Here is a 14,868-nt window from a genome sequence, read left to right on the forward strand (position 1 = left end):
GCATGCCACGCTCGCCGTGATGTTGACGTAAACATCACTGGACACGAAGGAGTGCCGCACGTGCAACAGAGCGTCACCACCCCGACTTCGCGAGCCGGCAGCCGCCGGCGCCCGCGGCGTCTGGACCGCCGATGGGTCGGCTGGGGTTTCATCGGGCCGTTCATGGGCGTCTTCACCCTGACGTTCCTCGCCCCGATCGCCTACTCGATCTACCTGAGCCTCTTCCGCAAGCAGCTCGTGGGCGGCAACGCCTTCGTCGGCCTCGACAACTACTCGGCCGCCTTGCGCGACGACAAGTTCTGGTCGGCGCTCAGCCGGGTCTCGCTCTTCCTCGTCGTCCAGGTGCCGATCATGCTCGGCATCGCCCTGCTCGTCGCCCTCGCGATCGACTCCGGGCGCCTGCACGGTCGCAACTTCTTCCGCATCGCGATCTTCATGCCGTACGCCGTCCCCGCCGTCGTCGCCGCACTCATGTGGGGCTTCATGTACGGCACGCGCTTCGGCCTGATCGGCAACCTCAACGAGCTCCTCGGCACGTCGATCCCCAACCCGCTCGCACCCGAGTGGATCCTCCTCGCGATCGGCAACATCGTGACCTGGGAGTTCGTCGGCTACAACATGCTGATCTTCTTCTCGGCGCTGCGCACCGTCCCGACCTCGCTCTACGAGGCCGCCGAGATCGACGGCGCCGGTCAGTGGCGCGTCATCAGCGCGATCAAGATCCCCGCGATCCGGGGCTCGCTGGTCGTCGCGCTCATCTTCTCGATCATCGGCAGCTTCCAGCTGTTCAACGAACCGAGCATCCTGCAGGCGATGGCGCCGAACGCGATCACGACGTTCTTCACGCCGAACCTCTACGCCTACTCGCTGTCCTTCTCGGGCCAGCAGTACAACTACTCCGCGACCGTCGCGATCATCATGGGCCTGCTCACGATGGTCATCGCCTACGTCGTGCAGCTGCGCGGCATGCGCAAGGAGGCCTGACCGATGACCTCGACACTCGCCCCCCGCCGGCGCCGCTCGTACACCGTCGAGCGTCCTCGCCGCTCGGTGATGCTCACGCTCGTGACGAGCATCGTCCTGCTCTACAGCCTCGTGCCGCTCGTGTGGCTCGTCATCAACGCGACCAAGACGCAGGGCGACCTGCTCAGCACGTTCGGCCTGTGGTTCGGCGGCGACTTCGCGCTGTGGGACAACATCGTCACGACCGTCACGTACGACGACGGCATCTTCATGCGCTGGCTCGGCAACACGGTCTTCTACGTGGCCCTCGGCGCTGGTGGCGCGACCGCCCTCGCGATCCTCGGCGGCTACGGCCTCGCGAAGTTCAACTTTCCCGGCAAGCGCTGGGTGTTCGCGGTCGTCATCGGTGCGGTCGCGGTCCCCGGCACCGCGCTGGCCGTCCCGACGTTCCTGATGTTCTCGCGGATGGGGCTCACGAACACGCCCTGGGCGGTCATCATCCCGTCGCTCATCTCGCCGTTCGGCCTGTACCTCATGTGGACGTTCGCCCAGGAGGCCATCCCGGGCGAGCTCCTCGAGGCGGCTCGGGTCGACGGCGCGAGCGAGGCGCGCACGTTCGGGCAGATCTGCCTGCCTCTCCTCGCCCCCGGCATCGTCACGGTGCTGCTGTTCACCATGGTCGCGACGTGGAACAACTACTTCCTGCCGCTGATCATGCTCAAGGACCCCACGTGGTACCCGCTGACCCTCGGGCTCAACGCGTGGAACGCCCAGGCGGCCACCGCGGGAGGCGAGGCCGTCTTCAACCTGGTGATCACCGGATCGGTGCTCACCATCCTTCCTCTCATCGTGGTCTTCCTCCTGCTGCAGCGGTACTGGCAGTCGGGTCTGGCCACGGGGTCGGTCAAGGAGTAACGGTCCTGCGACCGTGCGCCCGGCCGTCACACACCCGATGTTGACGTCACCACAATCACTCACGAAGAAGAGAGCGATCACCATGGCACCACGTTCACCCCGCCGCACGACGGCGGCCCTCGCAGCCGCGGGCGTCCTCGCCCTCGCGCTCACGGCCTGCTCCTCGGGCGCGAAGGACTCCCCGACCACGCCCGCAGGCAGCGCCCCGGCCTCCAGCGCAGGCGAGCTGTCCGGCAAGATCACCGTCTGGGCGTGGGAGCCCACGCTCGAGGCCGTCGTCGACGCGTTCGAGAAGAAGCACCCCGGCACCGAGGTCGAGCTCGTCAACGCCGGCACCGGCAACGACCAGTACACCGCTCTGCAGAACGCGATCGCAGCAGGCTCGGGCGTTCCCGACGTCGCGCAGGTCGAGTACTACGCCCTTCCCCAGTTCGCGATCTCCGGCGCGCTGACCGACCTCGCCCCGCTCGGCGCGGGCGAGCTCGACGGCGTGTTCACCCCTGGCCCTGAGGGCGCGGTGACCGTCGGCGAGCAGATCTTCGGCATGCCCATGGACTCCGGCCCCATGGCCCTCTTCTACAACGAGGAGGTCTTCAAGGAGAACAAGGTCGAGATCCCGACCACCTGGGACGAGTACCTCGAGGCCGCGCGCACCCTGAAGAAGGCGGGCGTCTACATCGCCAACGACACGGGCGACGCAGGCTTCACGACGTCGATGATCTGGCAGGCCGGCGGCAAGCCGTTCACCGTCGACGGCACGACGGTCGGCATCAACCTCGCCGACGAGGGCTCGGCCAAGTTCGCGGACCTGTGGCAGACCATGATCGACGAGGAGCTCGTCGCCCCGATCAGCTCGTGGAGCGACGAGTGGTACCAGGGCCTCGACAACGGGAGCATCGCGACGCTGACCATCGGCGCGTGGATGCCCGCCAACCTCGAGTCCGGCGTCCCGGGCGGCGCGGGCAAGTGGCGCGTCGCGCAGATGCCGCAGTGGTCCGCCGGTGCGGCGGCGACCGCGGAGAACGGCGGCTCCTCGCTCGCCGTCCCGTCGGCGACGAAGTCCGCTGAGCTCGCGTACGCGTTCGTCGAGTTCGCCAACGCTGGCGACGGCGTCCAGATCCGTATCGACGGCGGCGCGTTCCCCGCCACCACCGCCGAGCTCTCCTCGGACGCGTTCATCTCCAAGGAGTTCGAGTACTTCGGCGGGCAGAAGGTCAACGAGGTGCTCGCGCAGTCCGCGAAGGACGTCGTCGCCGGATGGCAGTACCTGCCGTTCCAGGTCTACGCGAACTCGATCTTCAACGACTCGGTCGGCCAGGCGTACGTCGGCAAGTCGACGCTCGTCGACGGCCTCAAGGCGTGGCAGACCGCCTCGCTCGACTACGGCGAGCAGCAGGGCTTCACCGTCTCCAAGTGACGATCCAGCGCCGGTCGGGGCTACCCCCGAGGCCCCGGCCGGCGCGCCCACGCACACCCCACCCTCAGCAAGGAGCACATCGCCATGCCCACGTTCGAGATCGGCGCGGAGGCATTCCTCCTCGACGGCCGGCCCCACCAGGTCGTCTCGGGAGCGTTGCACTACTTCCGCGTCCACCCGGACCTGTGGGCGGACCGCATCCACAAGGCGCGGCTCATGGGTCTCAACACGATCGAGACGTACGTCGCGTGGAACTTCCACTCGAGCCGTCCGGGCGAGTTCCGCACCGACGGCGCCCGCGACCTGGGCCGGTTCCTCGACCTCGTCGCCGCGGAGGGCATGCACGCGATCGTCCGGCCCGGCCCCTACATCTGCGCCGAGTGGGACAACGGCGGGCTCCCGGCCTGGCTGTTCGCTGACGGGAGCGTCGGCGTGCGGACGGCCGAGCCCCGGTTCCTCGCGGCCGTCGCCGACTACTACGCGCAGCTCCTGCCCGTCGTCGCGCAGCGTCAGGTCACCCGCGGCGGGCCCGTCCTGCTCGTCCAGCTCGAGAACGAGTACGGCGCGTACGGCGACTCGACCGACTACCTCACCAGGCTCGAGGGCCTGATCCGGGCGAACGGCATCGACGTCCCGCTCATCACGTGCGACCAGGCTGACGACGAGATGCTCACGCGCGGCGGGCTCCCGCACGTGCACCGCACCGCGACGTTCGGCTCGCGGACGACCGAGCGGCTCGAGACGCTGCGCCGCCACCAGCCGACCGGCCCGCTCATGTGCATGGAGTTCTGGAACGGCTGGTTCGACTCGTGGGGAGAGCACCACCACACGGCCACCGCCGAGCAGAACGCGCACGACCTCGACGCGCTCCTCGCCGCAGGCGGCTCCGTCAACCTCTACATGTTCCACGGCGGCACGAACTTCGGCCTCACGAACGGCGCGAACGACAAGGGCACGTACTGGCCGATCACGACGTCGTACGACTACGACGCGCCGCTCAGCGAGCATGGCGCCGTGACGCCCAAGTACCTCGCGTTCCGCGAGGTCATCGCGCGCTACGTGCCGGTCCCCGACGAGCTCCCCGCGCCCCCCCTGCCGGGTCCTGAGCTCACGGTCGACCTCGACCGGACCGTCCCGCTCGCCGACGTCCTCGACCTGCTCGGCGAGGAGCAGACGCACGACCACCTCCCGACGCACGACGAGCTCGGTCGCTGGAACGGCTTCGTCGTCTACGAGACGGACGTCGCCGCGAACGACGCCGTCGTGAGCTTCGCGGAGGTCCGGGACCGTGCCGTCGCGCACCTCGACGGGCAGCCGCTCGGCGTGCTGTCCCGCTCCGAGGGCTCGCGCTCCCTCACGCTGCCCACCCGTGCCGGCCGGCTGCGCCTCCTCGTCGAGGACCAGGGCCGCGTCAACTACGGCCGCCGGCTCGGCGAGGCGAAGGGCCTGCTCGGGCCGGCGCGCACCGCGCGCCGCACGATCGACGCGTGGCGGACGCGCGGGCTCGACCTCGACCAGGTGAGCCCGGCTCTCGCGACGGCGCTCGACGGCGGCAGCGTCGGCGTCGGCCCCGTCGCCGGCTCGACGTTCGCGGCCGGACGTTTCGACTCGGTCGCTGGCCGCGACCACTTCCTCCGCCTCGACGGCTGGACGCGGGGCCTCGTGTGGCTCAACGGGGCGCTGCTCGGACGGTTCTCGGCACAGGGCCCGACCCGCACGATGTACGTGCCGGGACCGCTCGTGCGCGACACGGACAACCACCTCGTCGTCCTCGAGCTGCAGGGGGCGGAGCGCGGCACCGCCCGCTTCGTCGCTGAGCCAGACCTCGGTCACACCGAGCGCTGAGCGTTCGTCGCCGCGTCGGGCGCGTGGGTCACCCGCGCTCGACGCGGCGCGTCACCACGCGCCAGGAGAGCGCGAGCGCGACGACGACCACGACCCCGACGACCGCGCCAGCCAACCTGCCGAGCACGACGTCGAACGCCAGCGAGGTCGCACCACCCATGAGGAGCGCGACGGCGGCGAGGCTCACGCGGGCGAGCCGGTCCCCCATGGCGACGAGCGACGGCTTGACGCGACGCTGGAACACTGCCCGGTGCACGCTCACGGGCGTCATCAGCAAGCCCATCGCGGCGATCCCGAGCATGACGAGGACCAGGTAGAGACCGCGCTGATAGGCGTCGAGGTCTCCGAACCGCCCCTGGAAGGGGAGCACCAGCAGGAAGCCGGTGAGGATCTGCACGCCGGTCTGCAGGATGCGCAGCTCCTGCAGGAGCTCGCCCCAGTTCCGGTCGGCGCGCTCGGCTGCCGTCTCGTCGCGCCCGTCGGTCGCGTCGTCCGGCGCACGTTCCACACTCATCGGTCCCTCCCGCTCCTCCCCTGCGACGACAACCTTGGCACCGACAGGGAATCTCGGCGCGCCGAGCGCGACATCCGGTCGCGATGATCCGTCGCGCACCTCCACGACGTGAGGGTTCTTCTCCCAGCGGGCGGGAGCGCCCTGCCTGGCGCAGGCTGGGAACAGGACCTGGACGACGCCGTGCCGCCGGCTCACCGTCGTCCACCCCACGACCCGACCGGAGCCTTCCATGAGCCAGACCACCATCGCCGCGACCCTGCGGCTGCCCTCGCCGCAGCCTCGCGGCCCTGTGAGCGCAGCCGTCCTCGACGCGCTGCGCACGGGTGCCGCCGACGCGGCGGGGAGCCCGGTGCACGACCTCACGACCCGCGCGATCGCCGAGGCCGTGACGAGCGGCGACCTGCTGCGCGACGACGACCTGCAGCTCGCGCTGTTCGTCCTCCAGGAGCTGCACTACCGCGGCATCGAGGGCGTGGACGACGACCGCGAGTGGCAGCCCGGCGTCGTCGCTCTGCGCCGCCTGCTCGAGCGGGCGCTCGAGCAGGAGCTCCGCGAGCGCGTCCCGCTCCCCGCGCTCCCCGCGCCCGCCGCACCAGACGTGGCCGCCGCGCTCTTCGCCCTCACGGCCGCCGACCAGGGGCCCAGCCTCTCCCGGTACGCCGCGCGGCACGCGACGCTCGAGCAGCTGCGCGAGATGCTCATGCTCAAGTCCGTCTACCAGCTCAAGGAGGCGGACCCGCACACGTGGTCCATCCCGCGCCTCACCGGTCGCGCGAAGGCTGCGGCGGTCGAGATCCAGGCGGACGAGTACGGCGGCGGCCACCTCGGGTCGATGCACTCCGAGCTCTTCCGCACATCGATGCGCGCGATCGGCCTCGACGACTCGTACGGCGCGTACGTCGACCACGCGCCCGGGATCACGCTGTGCGCGTCGACGTTCATGTCGATGTGCGGCCTGAACCGCAGCCTGCGCGGCGCGATCACGGGCCACCTCGCGGCGTTCGAGATGACGTCGTCGATCCCCAACCGGCTCTACGGTGACGGTCTGCGCCGCCACGGCTACGGCGAGGAGGCCACCCACTACTTCGACGAGCACGTCGCTGCCGACGCGGTGCACGAGCAGATCGCCGGGCGCGACCTTGCGGGCGGGCTCGCGGAGACCGAGCCCGAGCTGCTCGGCGACATCGTCTTCGGGGCAGCCGCGTGCCTGTTCATCGACGGTCTGGCTGCCGTGGACCACCTCGACGCGTGGAAGTCCGGCCGCTCCGCGCTGCGCGAGGTCACGCCGTGACCGGCCGGACCCGGGACGACGTCGAGATCACCCTGTGCCCGGACGGTCCCCTGCTCGTCCGTGGCCCCGTCCGCCTGCTGACCGGCGATGACCGTGAGGTCGGTCGCACGCGCTCCGCGGTCGCGCTGTGCCGCTGCGGCGGCTCCGCGATCAAGCCGTTCTGCGACGGCACGCACAAGGTCAACGGCTTCACCACAGCCGACTGCCCCACCGAGAGCGCCTGACCTGCGAGAAGTCCCGAAGATCCGTGCCCGCACGGCGCACACCCCGTGCTGGCGGGCCCAACCGATGGAGGAACGATGCGCGCACTGACCTGGCAAGGGACCGAGAAGGTCTCCGTCGAGACCGTCGACGACCCGCGGATCGAGGAGCCCACCGACGCGATCATCTCGGTCACGTCGACGGCTATCTGCGGCTCCGACCTGCACCTGTACTCCCTGCTCGGAGCGTTCATCGACTCGGGCGACATCCTCGGCCACGAGGCGATGGGGATCGTCGAGGAGGTCGGCGCCGGGGTGACGAACCTCAAGCCTGGCGACCGAGTCGTCGTGCCGTTCAACATCTCGTGCGGGCACTGCTGGATGTGCACGGCCGGCCTGCAGTCGCAGTGCGAGACCACGCAGGTGCGCGAGCAAGGCAAGGGCGCAGCGCTGTTCGGGTACACGAAGCTCTACGGTCAGGTGCCCGGCGGGCAGGCCGGCAAGCTGCGCGTGCCGCACGCGGACTATGGCCCGATCGTCGTCCCGGACGACGGCGCGCCCGACGAGAAGTACCTGTTCCTCTCCGACGTCCTGCCGACGGCCTGGCAGGCCGTCGAGTACACCGGCATGGCGCCCGGGGACACCGTCGCGGTGCTCGGTCTGGGCCCGATCGGCCAGATGAGCGCCCGCATCGCCCGGCACCGGGGCGCGCGCGTCATCGGCGTCGACCTCGTGCCTGAGCGGCTCGAGATGGCCGCGCGGCACGGCGTGGAGACGCTCGACCTGCGCGAGCTCTCTGGCTCTGGCCAGGTCGCCGAGGCGATCCGCGGGCTCACGGGTGGCCGGGGCGCGGACGGCGTCGTGGACGCGGTCGGCATGGAGGCGCACGGCTCGCCGGTGAGCCACGGCGCGCACCGCGCGATGATGCACCTGCCCGACGCCGTCGCGGCGCCGATGATCGAGAAGGCCGGCTTCGACCGGCTCGCCGCCCTGCACGCCGCGATCAGCTCGGCCCGCCGCGGCGGCACGGTGTCCGTGTCGGGCGTGTACGGCGGCGCGGTCGACCCGATGCCGCTCATGGAGATCTTCGACAAGCAGCTCACGATCCGCACCGGCCAGTGCAACGTGCGCCGCTGGGTCGACGACCTGATGCCGCTCGTCACCGACCCCGCTGACCCTCTCGGTGTCCTCGACCTGCGCACGCACCGGCTCCCGCTCGAGAGCGCGCCCGAGGCGTACGCGATGTTCCAGAAGAAGGAGGACGGCTGCATCAAGGTCGTCCTCGACCCGCGCCTGCCTGCTGCGGACGGCACGCGATGAGGGTCGTCGTCGTCGGCGCGAGCGGCAACGTCGGGTCGGCCGTCCTGCGGGCGCTCGCGGCGGAGCCGCGCGTGACCGAGGTGGTCGGGGTGTCGCGCCGGCACCCGGGCACGGCGGAGCCGTTCGCGGGCGTCGAGTGGCACCTCGCGGACGTCGGCGAGCCGGGAGACGAGGACGGGCTCGTGCGGACGCTCGCGGCCGCGATGGCGGGTGCGGACGCCGTCGTGCACCTCGCGTGGCAGATCCAGCCGAACCGTGAGCGTGACGCGCTGCGGCGAGCGAACGTGGCCGGGACGGCCCGCGTGCTCGCGGCCGTCGCGGAGGCGCGCGTGCCGACGGTCGTCCTCGCGTCGTCGGTCGGCGCGTACTCGCCGGTCGACGACGACGAGCTGCGCTCCGAGGACCACCCGACGGCTGGCGTGCCGACGTCGCACTACAGCGTCGACAAGTCCGCGCAGGAGCGCGTCATCCAGGAGTTCGCGGCGGCCCACCCCGAGACGGCCGTGTCGTGGCTGCGGCCGGCACTGATCTTCCAGCGCTCGGCCGGCGCGGAGGTGTACCGCTACTTCCTGGGGCCGCGCGTGCCGCGCGCGGCTCTCGCGCACGGCGCGCTCCCGGTCCTGCCGTGGCCGCGCGGCATGCGGCTGCAGGCGGTGCACTCGGACGACGTCGCGGACGCGTACGTGCGCGCTGCCGTCCAGGGCGCGCGGGGCCCGTTCAACATCGCTGCACCGGACGTCGTGCAGGCGGACGACGTCGCGCAGATCTTGGGCGCCCGCGCCACTGTCGAGGTGCCGCACCGGCCGGTGCGGATCGCGATGGACGCCGCGTGGCGCAGCTGCGTGCTCGCCGCAGACCCGGGGTGGCTCGACATGGGTGCGTCGGCGCCGCTCATGTCGACGCGACGGGCGCGTGAGGTGCTCGGCTGGGAGCCGCACCACACTGCGCAGGAGGCGATCGAGGAGATCGTCGAGGGCATCCGCGCCGGGGACGGCCTCGTGACGCGCGGGCCGATGCATCGCATCGACGCGACGCCGGGGCAGGCCTGGCAGGCGACCGCCACAGAGGTCACGGCTCTCGTGCGGGCGCACGCGAGCGCGCTCGCCTTCGCGGGCACCGCGTGCCTGGGTACGCCGGTCGGCGAGGACGCCTGCATGGAGACCGTCATGGACCTGGCGCAGGGTCTCGAGGAGGAGCGCGAGCAGCTCGTCACCCTCGCGGACCTGGCCGGGCTGCCGGTGGTCCGCCGGCGGGAGTCGGTACGCAGCCCGCGCCTGCGCGCAGCCCCCGCGAGCAGGTTGGCCGCAGCCGCGGGGGCGGTCGCGAGCACCGCGGGCGTCTGGGCGGTGCTCGTCGAGCGGGCGACGGATCTCGGGCTCGACCATGAGGTCGTGGCGCGGCAGGCTGCGCTCTCTGCGGAGCGGGTCTCACGTCTGTCGGACCTGGCGGCGCGCGCGGTCGCGACGGCGTCGGACGGCTGACGGCACGGCCGCGACCGCCCGGCGTGCGCCCGCACGTGTCCCGGCGCACGCTGGGAGAGGCGAAGACCACCACCCTTCAAGGAGGACGCATGGCTCTCATGCCGACCCCGGCAGAGCTCGTCTCGGAGCTGGAGGGCGCGCACGCCCTCGACAGCGCGGCCTCGGTCGTCGAGGGGGTCGCCCTCGCGGCGCACCCGTCGGCGACGGAGCGTGACGTCGCGCAAGGCGCGCCCGTAGGCCACCCTGTCCACGCCGCGCTCTCGGACGTCCCGGTGGGCGCGTGGGTCTCGAGCGTGCTGCTCGACGTCCTGCACCCGCGCGACGGTCACGCGGCGCGCACGCTGCTGGGCGTCGCCGTCGTCTCGAGCCTCCCGACCGCCTATCTCGGTCTCGCCGACTACCTGCGGCTCGACCGGTCCCAGAAGCGGGTCGCGACCGTGCACGTGGCGGCGAACAGCGGGGCGCTCGCGCTCGGCGTCGCGTCGCTGTGGGCGCGCCGGTCCGACCCGACCAAGGGCAGGCTGCTGTCGCTCGCGGGTGCGGCACTGCTCGGAGCCGGGGGCTTCCTTGGCGGGCACCTCGCGTCCCGCCTCGGCCCGCCGGAGGAGAGTCCGGAGCGCGCGACGTCGGGCCGTCCGCTGGGCCACCTCACGACGACCGACGAGATCCCCGACTGACTGCCCAGCACCAGTGATGTGAGGCCGGTCTCGACCGGCCCCCGGACGAGGCGCCGGTCGACGCTGCTGAGGTATCGTCGGGCGGCACGATCGAGCGAGGGCTCTCGCGCCGCCCACCCCTTGGACGGAGACCTCCTTGCCCGCTTCCCCGTTGTCCGAGCCACGCGACGCAGCTCCTGCCGAGCAGGCCTCGACCGGCGCACCCGAGGCGGACGCCGTCCACTCCGTCGCCGCCGCGCTCCGGTCGCCGCGACGGCTGCGCACGGAGGTCTTCGCCGGTCTCGTCGTCGGTCTCGCCCTCATCCCGGAAGCGATCGCCTTCTCGATCATCGCCGGCGTCGACCCGCGGGTCGGGCTGTTCGCGTCGTTCACGATGGCGGTCGCGATCGCGTTCCTCGGCGGCCGCCCCGCGATGATCTCCGCGGCGACCGGGGCTGTCGCGCTCGTCGTCGCGCCGGTCGCGCGCGAGCACGGTCTCGACTACCTCGTCGCGACGATCATCCTCGCGGGTGCCATCCAGGTGGCGTTCGGCCTGCTGGGCGTCGCGCGCCTCATGCGGTTCGTGCCGCGCTCGGTCATGGTCGGATTCGTCAACGCGCTGTCGATCCTCGTCCTGCTCGCGCAGCTCCCGCACCTCGTCGACGTCCCGTGGGCCGTCTACGCGCTCACTGCGGCGGGCATCGTCATGATGGTGCTCATCCCCCGCTGGACGACGATCGTCCCGGCGCCGCTCGTCGCGATCGTCGTGCTGACGACGGCGGTCGTGGTCGCGGGCATCGACGTGCCGGACGTCGGCGACGAGGGCGCCCTCCCCGAGTCCCTGCCGACGTTCGGGCTGCCGCACGTGCCGCTCACGCTCGAGACGTTCGAGATCATCGCCCCGTTCGCGCTCGGCGTCGCGCTCGTCGGCCTCCTCGAGTCGCTGCTGACCGCCAAGCTGGTCGACGACGTCACGGACACCCACTCGAACAAGACGCGCGAGGCGTGGGGGCAGGGCGCTGCGAACATCATCACGGGCCTGTTCGGCGGCATGGGCGGTTGCGCGATGATCGGCCAGACGATGATCAACGTGAAGGTGTCCGGAGCGCGGACCCGCATCTCGACGTTCCTCGCGGGCGTGTTCCTGCTCGCGCTCGTCGTCGGGCTGGGCGACGTGGTCGCGGCCATCCCGATGGCTGCGCTCGTCGCGGTGATGATCATGGTGTGCGTCGCGACGATCGACTGGCACTCGGTCCGTCCGAGCACGCTGCGACGCATGCCGCGCAGCGAGACGACGGTCATGCTCACGACCGTCGTGGTGACGGTGTGGTCGCACAACCTTGCGTACGGCGTCGTCAGCGGGGTGCTCGTGGCAGCCGTGCTGTTCGCGAACCGCGTCTCGCACTTGACGTCGGTGACGCACGTCGACGCCGCCGACGGCGAGACACGCGTGTACACGGTTCGCGGGGAGCTGTTCTTCGCGTCGTCGAACGACCTCGTCTACCAGTTCGACTACGCGAACGGTCCGCGGCACGTCGTCATCGACATGTCGGGCGCGCACGTGTGGGACGCGTCGACCGTCGCGACGCTCGACGCGATCACGACGCGCTACGCGGCGAAGGGCGCGACCGTCGAGATCGTCGGCATGAATCCCGACAGCGCGGCACGGCACGGGCGGCTGTCAGGGACGCTCGGTTCCTGACCTGTTCACCGCTCATGGCGGGCGCTAGCCTCGGCGCATGGACAGCTCCGATGTCGCCGCGTACCGCCGCGGGCAGGCCGCCAACCTGCGGCTGGCCGTGGTCGGCCGCTACCTCTTTCTCGGGTTGTGCACGGGCATGGGGGCCGGGGGCGTCGCTGGTGCGCTGCTCGACCAGATCGACTCCGAGTGGTTCGGCGTGCTCATGACGATCTACGCGGTCGTCGCCGGTGTCGTCGGTCTCGCCGTGGGTGGGATCCTCGCAGGCGTCGCGCTGCGGCTGCCTGCGCCCCTGACCGCGCGAGCGCGAATGTGGCTCACGATGGTGCCTGTCTGGGTCGCGCTCGTCGCAGTCTGGTTCCTCGCGCAGGACAGCGCTGCGGGACGGGGCCCCCTCGCCGTGCTGACGGTCGCCACGATCACTGGTGGGGCGTCGTTCTTCCTCACGCCGTGGTGCGTCGCGCCGTTGCGCGAGCTGCGAGAGCACGGGGGACGCCAGCCGCGCTGACGCCTCCCGAGCGTGTCAGGCGCCGTGGGAAGCCCGCTCGAGGAGCAGGTGCGCGTCCGATCCCTCGGGTAGCAGGACGTCGACGTGCGCGGCGCCCATGCAGAGCTTCGCGCGGATCGTCTCGCGGTACCTCGGGTCGGGGGCGATCTCGACCCTATCGAGCATGCTGAGCGGGACGATCAGGCGTGACGTCGACATGACGGGGGCGCGTCCGCGGATGACCCACGCGTGGCGGCCGTAGACCTCGAGCGTGCGGTCGTCGGCGGAGAGGATGGCGGCGTGCAGGGTCGCGGGCGAGAACGCCCGGACGATCGCGTGGAAGGGCGCGGTGATCACGGTCGCGCGGCGGCGGACGTCGCGGCGGACGTGCCCCGTCCACGGCGCGAGGTCGGGGTGGGCGCGTCGGATCTCACGGACGTGGCTGGCGAGCGACTGGTCGTCGCGGCCGAGGTCGAGCGCAGCGACGGGGTCGGCGGTCGCGCGACCCGCGCGCAGCACGGCGGCGCCGCGCTGCGTCGGGGCGCCGGTCGTGACGTGGGTTCGGAGCAGCTCGACGAGGCGACGGACGTTGTCACGTGAGGAGCCGTTGTAGGGGACGGTCACGACGCCCCCGGAGCGGGTGGTCACGGTGATGGTGCCGTCGAGGATGCTGACGGCGTCGCGGACCGCGACGATCTCGTCGTGCCGCACGCGGACCGTGTCGTACCCGCGGTCGCTCCGCGCGCCGGTGCGGCGGGACAGCATGGTGAGGGTCGCGGCGTCGACGACCACGAGGTGATCGTAGAGGTCCATGTCGGGGTGGGCGTCGCGTCGTGCGATGTTGCGCGGGAACTTGAGCACGAGCTCGCTCGCGTCGAGGTCGAGCGGGTGGTCACGGTAGAGCGGGGGCACCTGGTCAGGAGTCTCGACGACGTCAATCCACGGTCCGAACAGGTCGAACTCGCTCGTGCTTGCCTGCGTGGCCGTCATGGCTCTCCCTCGGGCTGGTCATCAGCGGTGATGACGGCCGGCGCATGAGCTCGTCGCTCTCGCCGGTGTGCGTCCGAGCCTAGCCCTGTGTCGTGTGTCCGAGTGGCGCCGCCGGTCACGAACTTGGTAGGCAGGTCCGATGACCTCGACGCGACTGGCCACGCTCGCCGACGTCCCTGCCGCTGCACGCACGCTCGCTCTCGCTTTCGCGGACTATCCGTGGACGCGCTGGACCGTCCCCGAGGAGGACCACGAGGCTCGGGTCGAGGATCTGCAGGCCTTGTACCTCGCGCACGCGGTGAGCTGTGGCCTCGTGCTGGTCGACGACGACGTGACAGGGGTCGCGGCGGTCCTGCCTCCCGACGCACCGGACCCGCCGGACGAGGTGCAGGCGCGGGTCGCGGAGCTGCACGGGGACCGGCTCGAGCGGCTGATCAGCGTCCCGACGCCGGAGCGCCCGGAGGGGGCGTGGGACTTCGCGACGCTCGGCGTGCGCCCGGACCGTCGGGGCGTCGGGCTGGGGTCCGCAGTGCTCACCGAGGTGCTCGCGCTCGTGGCTGAGCGTGCGCCCGACGCACCGGTCGCGCTGGAGACGTCGGACGTGCGCAACGTCCGCTTGTACGAGCGGCACGGTTTCGCGGTGACGGCGCACACGGACGTGCCGGACGGCCCGGACGTGTTCTCGATGGTGCGCACACCCGCTCGCTGAGCCCGGTGCCGCTCGACACTGATGTCTCAGGCGCAGGCGACGCAGCGCCGGGCGGTCGGCCGGGCGCGGAGACGGTCGAGCGGGATGGGCTGCCCGCAGGTCTCGCAGACGCCGTAGGTGCCGTCGTCGAGCCGGGCGAGGGCGGCGCTGATCTCGTCGAGGGTGTCGTGGGCGCTCTGGGCGAGCGCGTCGACCTGGGAGCGCTCGAAGGCGATGGTGGTTCCTTCGGGGTCGTGCTCGTCGTCGACGTTCGCGTTCGCGGCGGCGTCGACGATGTCCTGGAAGGTGCGGGCGTGTGCGCCGAGGCGCTCCTCGGCCTCGGCGCGGCGGGCGAGCAGCGCGGCGCGCAGCTCGGCGACGGCATCGGCCGGGAGCACGGGC

At 71.7% G+C, this 14,868-nt stretch carries 15 protein-coding genes; 12 read left to right on the forward strand and 3 right to left on the reverse strand.

The window, feature by feature from the left end:
* Positions 1-60 precede the first annotated feature (60 nt).
* From HF995_RS04695 to HF995_RS04710, 4 genes are all read left to right on the forward strand, one after another.
* Complete coding sequence (locus HF995_RS04695; RefSeq protein ID WP_350308730.1) at positions 61-984, forward strand: carbohydrate ABC transporter permease; 924 nt, start codon at positions 61-63, stop codon at positions 982-984.
* Between the two features lie 3 nt (positions 985-987).
* The gene (locus tag HF995_RS04700) at positions 988-1,878 is read left to right on the forward strand and encodes a carbohydrate ABC transporter permease (protein ID WP_168446601.1); all 891 of its coding nucleotides are present in this window, start codon (positions 988-990) and stop codon (positions 1,876-1,878) included.
* 82 nt (positions 1,879-1,960) lie between these two features.
* Positions 1,961-3,295, forward strand: coding sequence for an ABC transporter substrate-binding protein (locus HF995_RS04705; protein WP_168446602.1), 1,335 nt, complete (start codon positions 1,961-1,963; stop codon positions 3,293-3,295).
* 84 nt (positions 3,296-3,379) lie between these two features.
* Entirely contained in the window at positions 3,380-5,140 is a 1,761-nt protein-coding gene (locus HF995_RS04710) for a glycoside hydrolase family 35 protein (RefSeq protein WP_168446603.1), read from the forward strand.
* 28 nt (positions 5,141-5,168) lie between these two features.
* Here the strand turns inward: HF995_RS04710 and HF995_RS04715 are convergent, their stop codons facing one another.
* A complete protein-coding gene (locus tag HF995_RS04715) occupies positions 5,169-5,654 on the reverse strand; it encodes a DUF6328 family protein (RefSeq protein ID WP_168446604.1) in 486 nt (161 codons plus the stop codon).
* A gap of 229 nt (positions 5,655-5,883) precedes the next feature.
* On the opposite strand from HF995_RS04715, the gene HF995_RS04720 reads away from it, so the two are divergent.
* The 7 genes from HF995_RS04720 (at position 5,884) to HF995_RS04750 (ending at position 12,809) form a co-directional block, all read left to right on the forward strand.
* A complete protein-coding gene (locus tag HF995_RS04720; RefSeq protein ID WP_168446605.1) occupies positions 5,884-6,945 on the forward strand; it encodes an iron-containing redox enzyme family protein in 1,062 nt (353 codons plus the stop codon).
* Positions 6,942-7,169, forward strand: coding sequence for a CDGSH iron-sulfur domain-containing protein (locus HF995_RS04725; protein WP_168446606.1), 228 nt, complete (start codon positions 6,942-6,944; stop codon positions 7,167-7,169). The genes HF995_RS04720 and HF995_RS04725 overlap by 4 nt, the downstream gene beginning before the upstream one ends.
* A gap of 75 nt (positions 7,170-7,244) precedes the next feature.
* Positions 7,245-8,465: a zinc-dependent alcohol dehydrogenase gene (locus tag HF995_RS04730; RefSeq protein WP_168446607.1), complete on the forward strand. Its 1,221-nt coding sequence runs from the start codon at positions 7,245-7,247 to the stop codon at positions 8,463-8,465.
* Positions 8,462-9,946 carry an NAD-dependent epimerase/dehydratase family protein gene (locus HF995_RS04735; RefSeq protein ID WP_210727071.1) on the forward strand — a complete coding sequence of 495 codons (1,485 nt, stop codon included), beginning with the start codon at positions 8,462-8,464 and terminating at the stop codon, positions 9,944-9,946. The genes HF995_RS04730 and HF995_RS04735 overlap by 4 nt, the downstream gene beginning before the upstream one ends.
* An 89-nt stretch (positions 9,947-10,035) precedes the next feature.
* Positions 10,036-10,623, forward strand: coding sequence for a DUF2231 domain-containing protein (locus HF995_RS04740; protein ID WP_168446608.1), 588 nt, complete (start codon positions 10,036-10,038; stop codon positions 10,621-10,623).
* 136 nt (positions 10,624-10,759) lie between these two features.
* Entirely contained in the window at positions 10,760-12,304 is a 1,545-nt protein-coding gene (locus HF995_RS04745) for a SulP family inorganic anion transporter (RefSeq protein WP_434060835.1), read from the forward strand.
* A gap of 37 nt (positions 12,305-12,341) precedes the next feature.
* Positions 12,342-12,809, forward strand: coding sequence for a hypothetical protein (locus tag HF995_RS04750; RefSeq protein ID WP_168446609.1), 468 nt, complete (start codon positions 12,342-12,344; stop codon positions 12,807-12,809).
* Positions 12,810-12,824: 15 nt separating this feature from the next.
* Here HF995_RS04750 and HF995_RS04755 read toward each other — a convergent pair whose 3' ends face one another.
* Positions 12,825-13,778 (reverse strand): hypothetical protein, encoded by a 954-nt coding sequence (locus tag HF995_RS04755; protein WP_168446610.1) that lies wholly within the window; start codon positions 13,776-13,778, stop codon positions 12,825-12,827.
* A gap of 139 nt (positions 13,779-13,917) precedes the next feature.
* Here HF995_RS04755 and HF995_RS04760 point away from each other — a divergent pair, with 139 nt between their 5' ends.
* Complete coding sequence (locus tag HF995_RS04760) at positions 13,918-14,487, forward strand: GNAT family N-acetyltransferase (RefSeq protein ID WP_168446611.1); 570 nt, start codon at positions 13,918-13,920, stop codon at positions 14,485-14,487.
* A 26-nt stretch (positions 14,488-14,513) separates the two neighbouring features.
* On the opposite strand, the gene HF995_RS04765 is transcribed toward HF995_RS04760, so the two are convergent.
* A complete protein-coding gene (locus HF995_RS04765) occupies positions 14,514-14,864 on the reverse strand; it encodes a TraR/DksA family transcriptional regulator (RefSeq protein ID WP_350308731.1) in 351 nt (116 codons plus the stop codon).
* Positions 14,865-14,868 lie beyond the last annotated feature (4 nt).

The sequence above is a fragment of the Sanguibacter hominis ATCC BAA-789 genome (assembly GCF_012396185.1).
Taxonomy (GTDB): Bacteria; Actinomycetota; Actinomycetes; order Actinomycetales; family Cellulomonadaceae; genus Flavimobilis; species Flavimobilis hominis.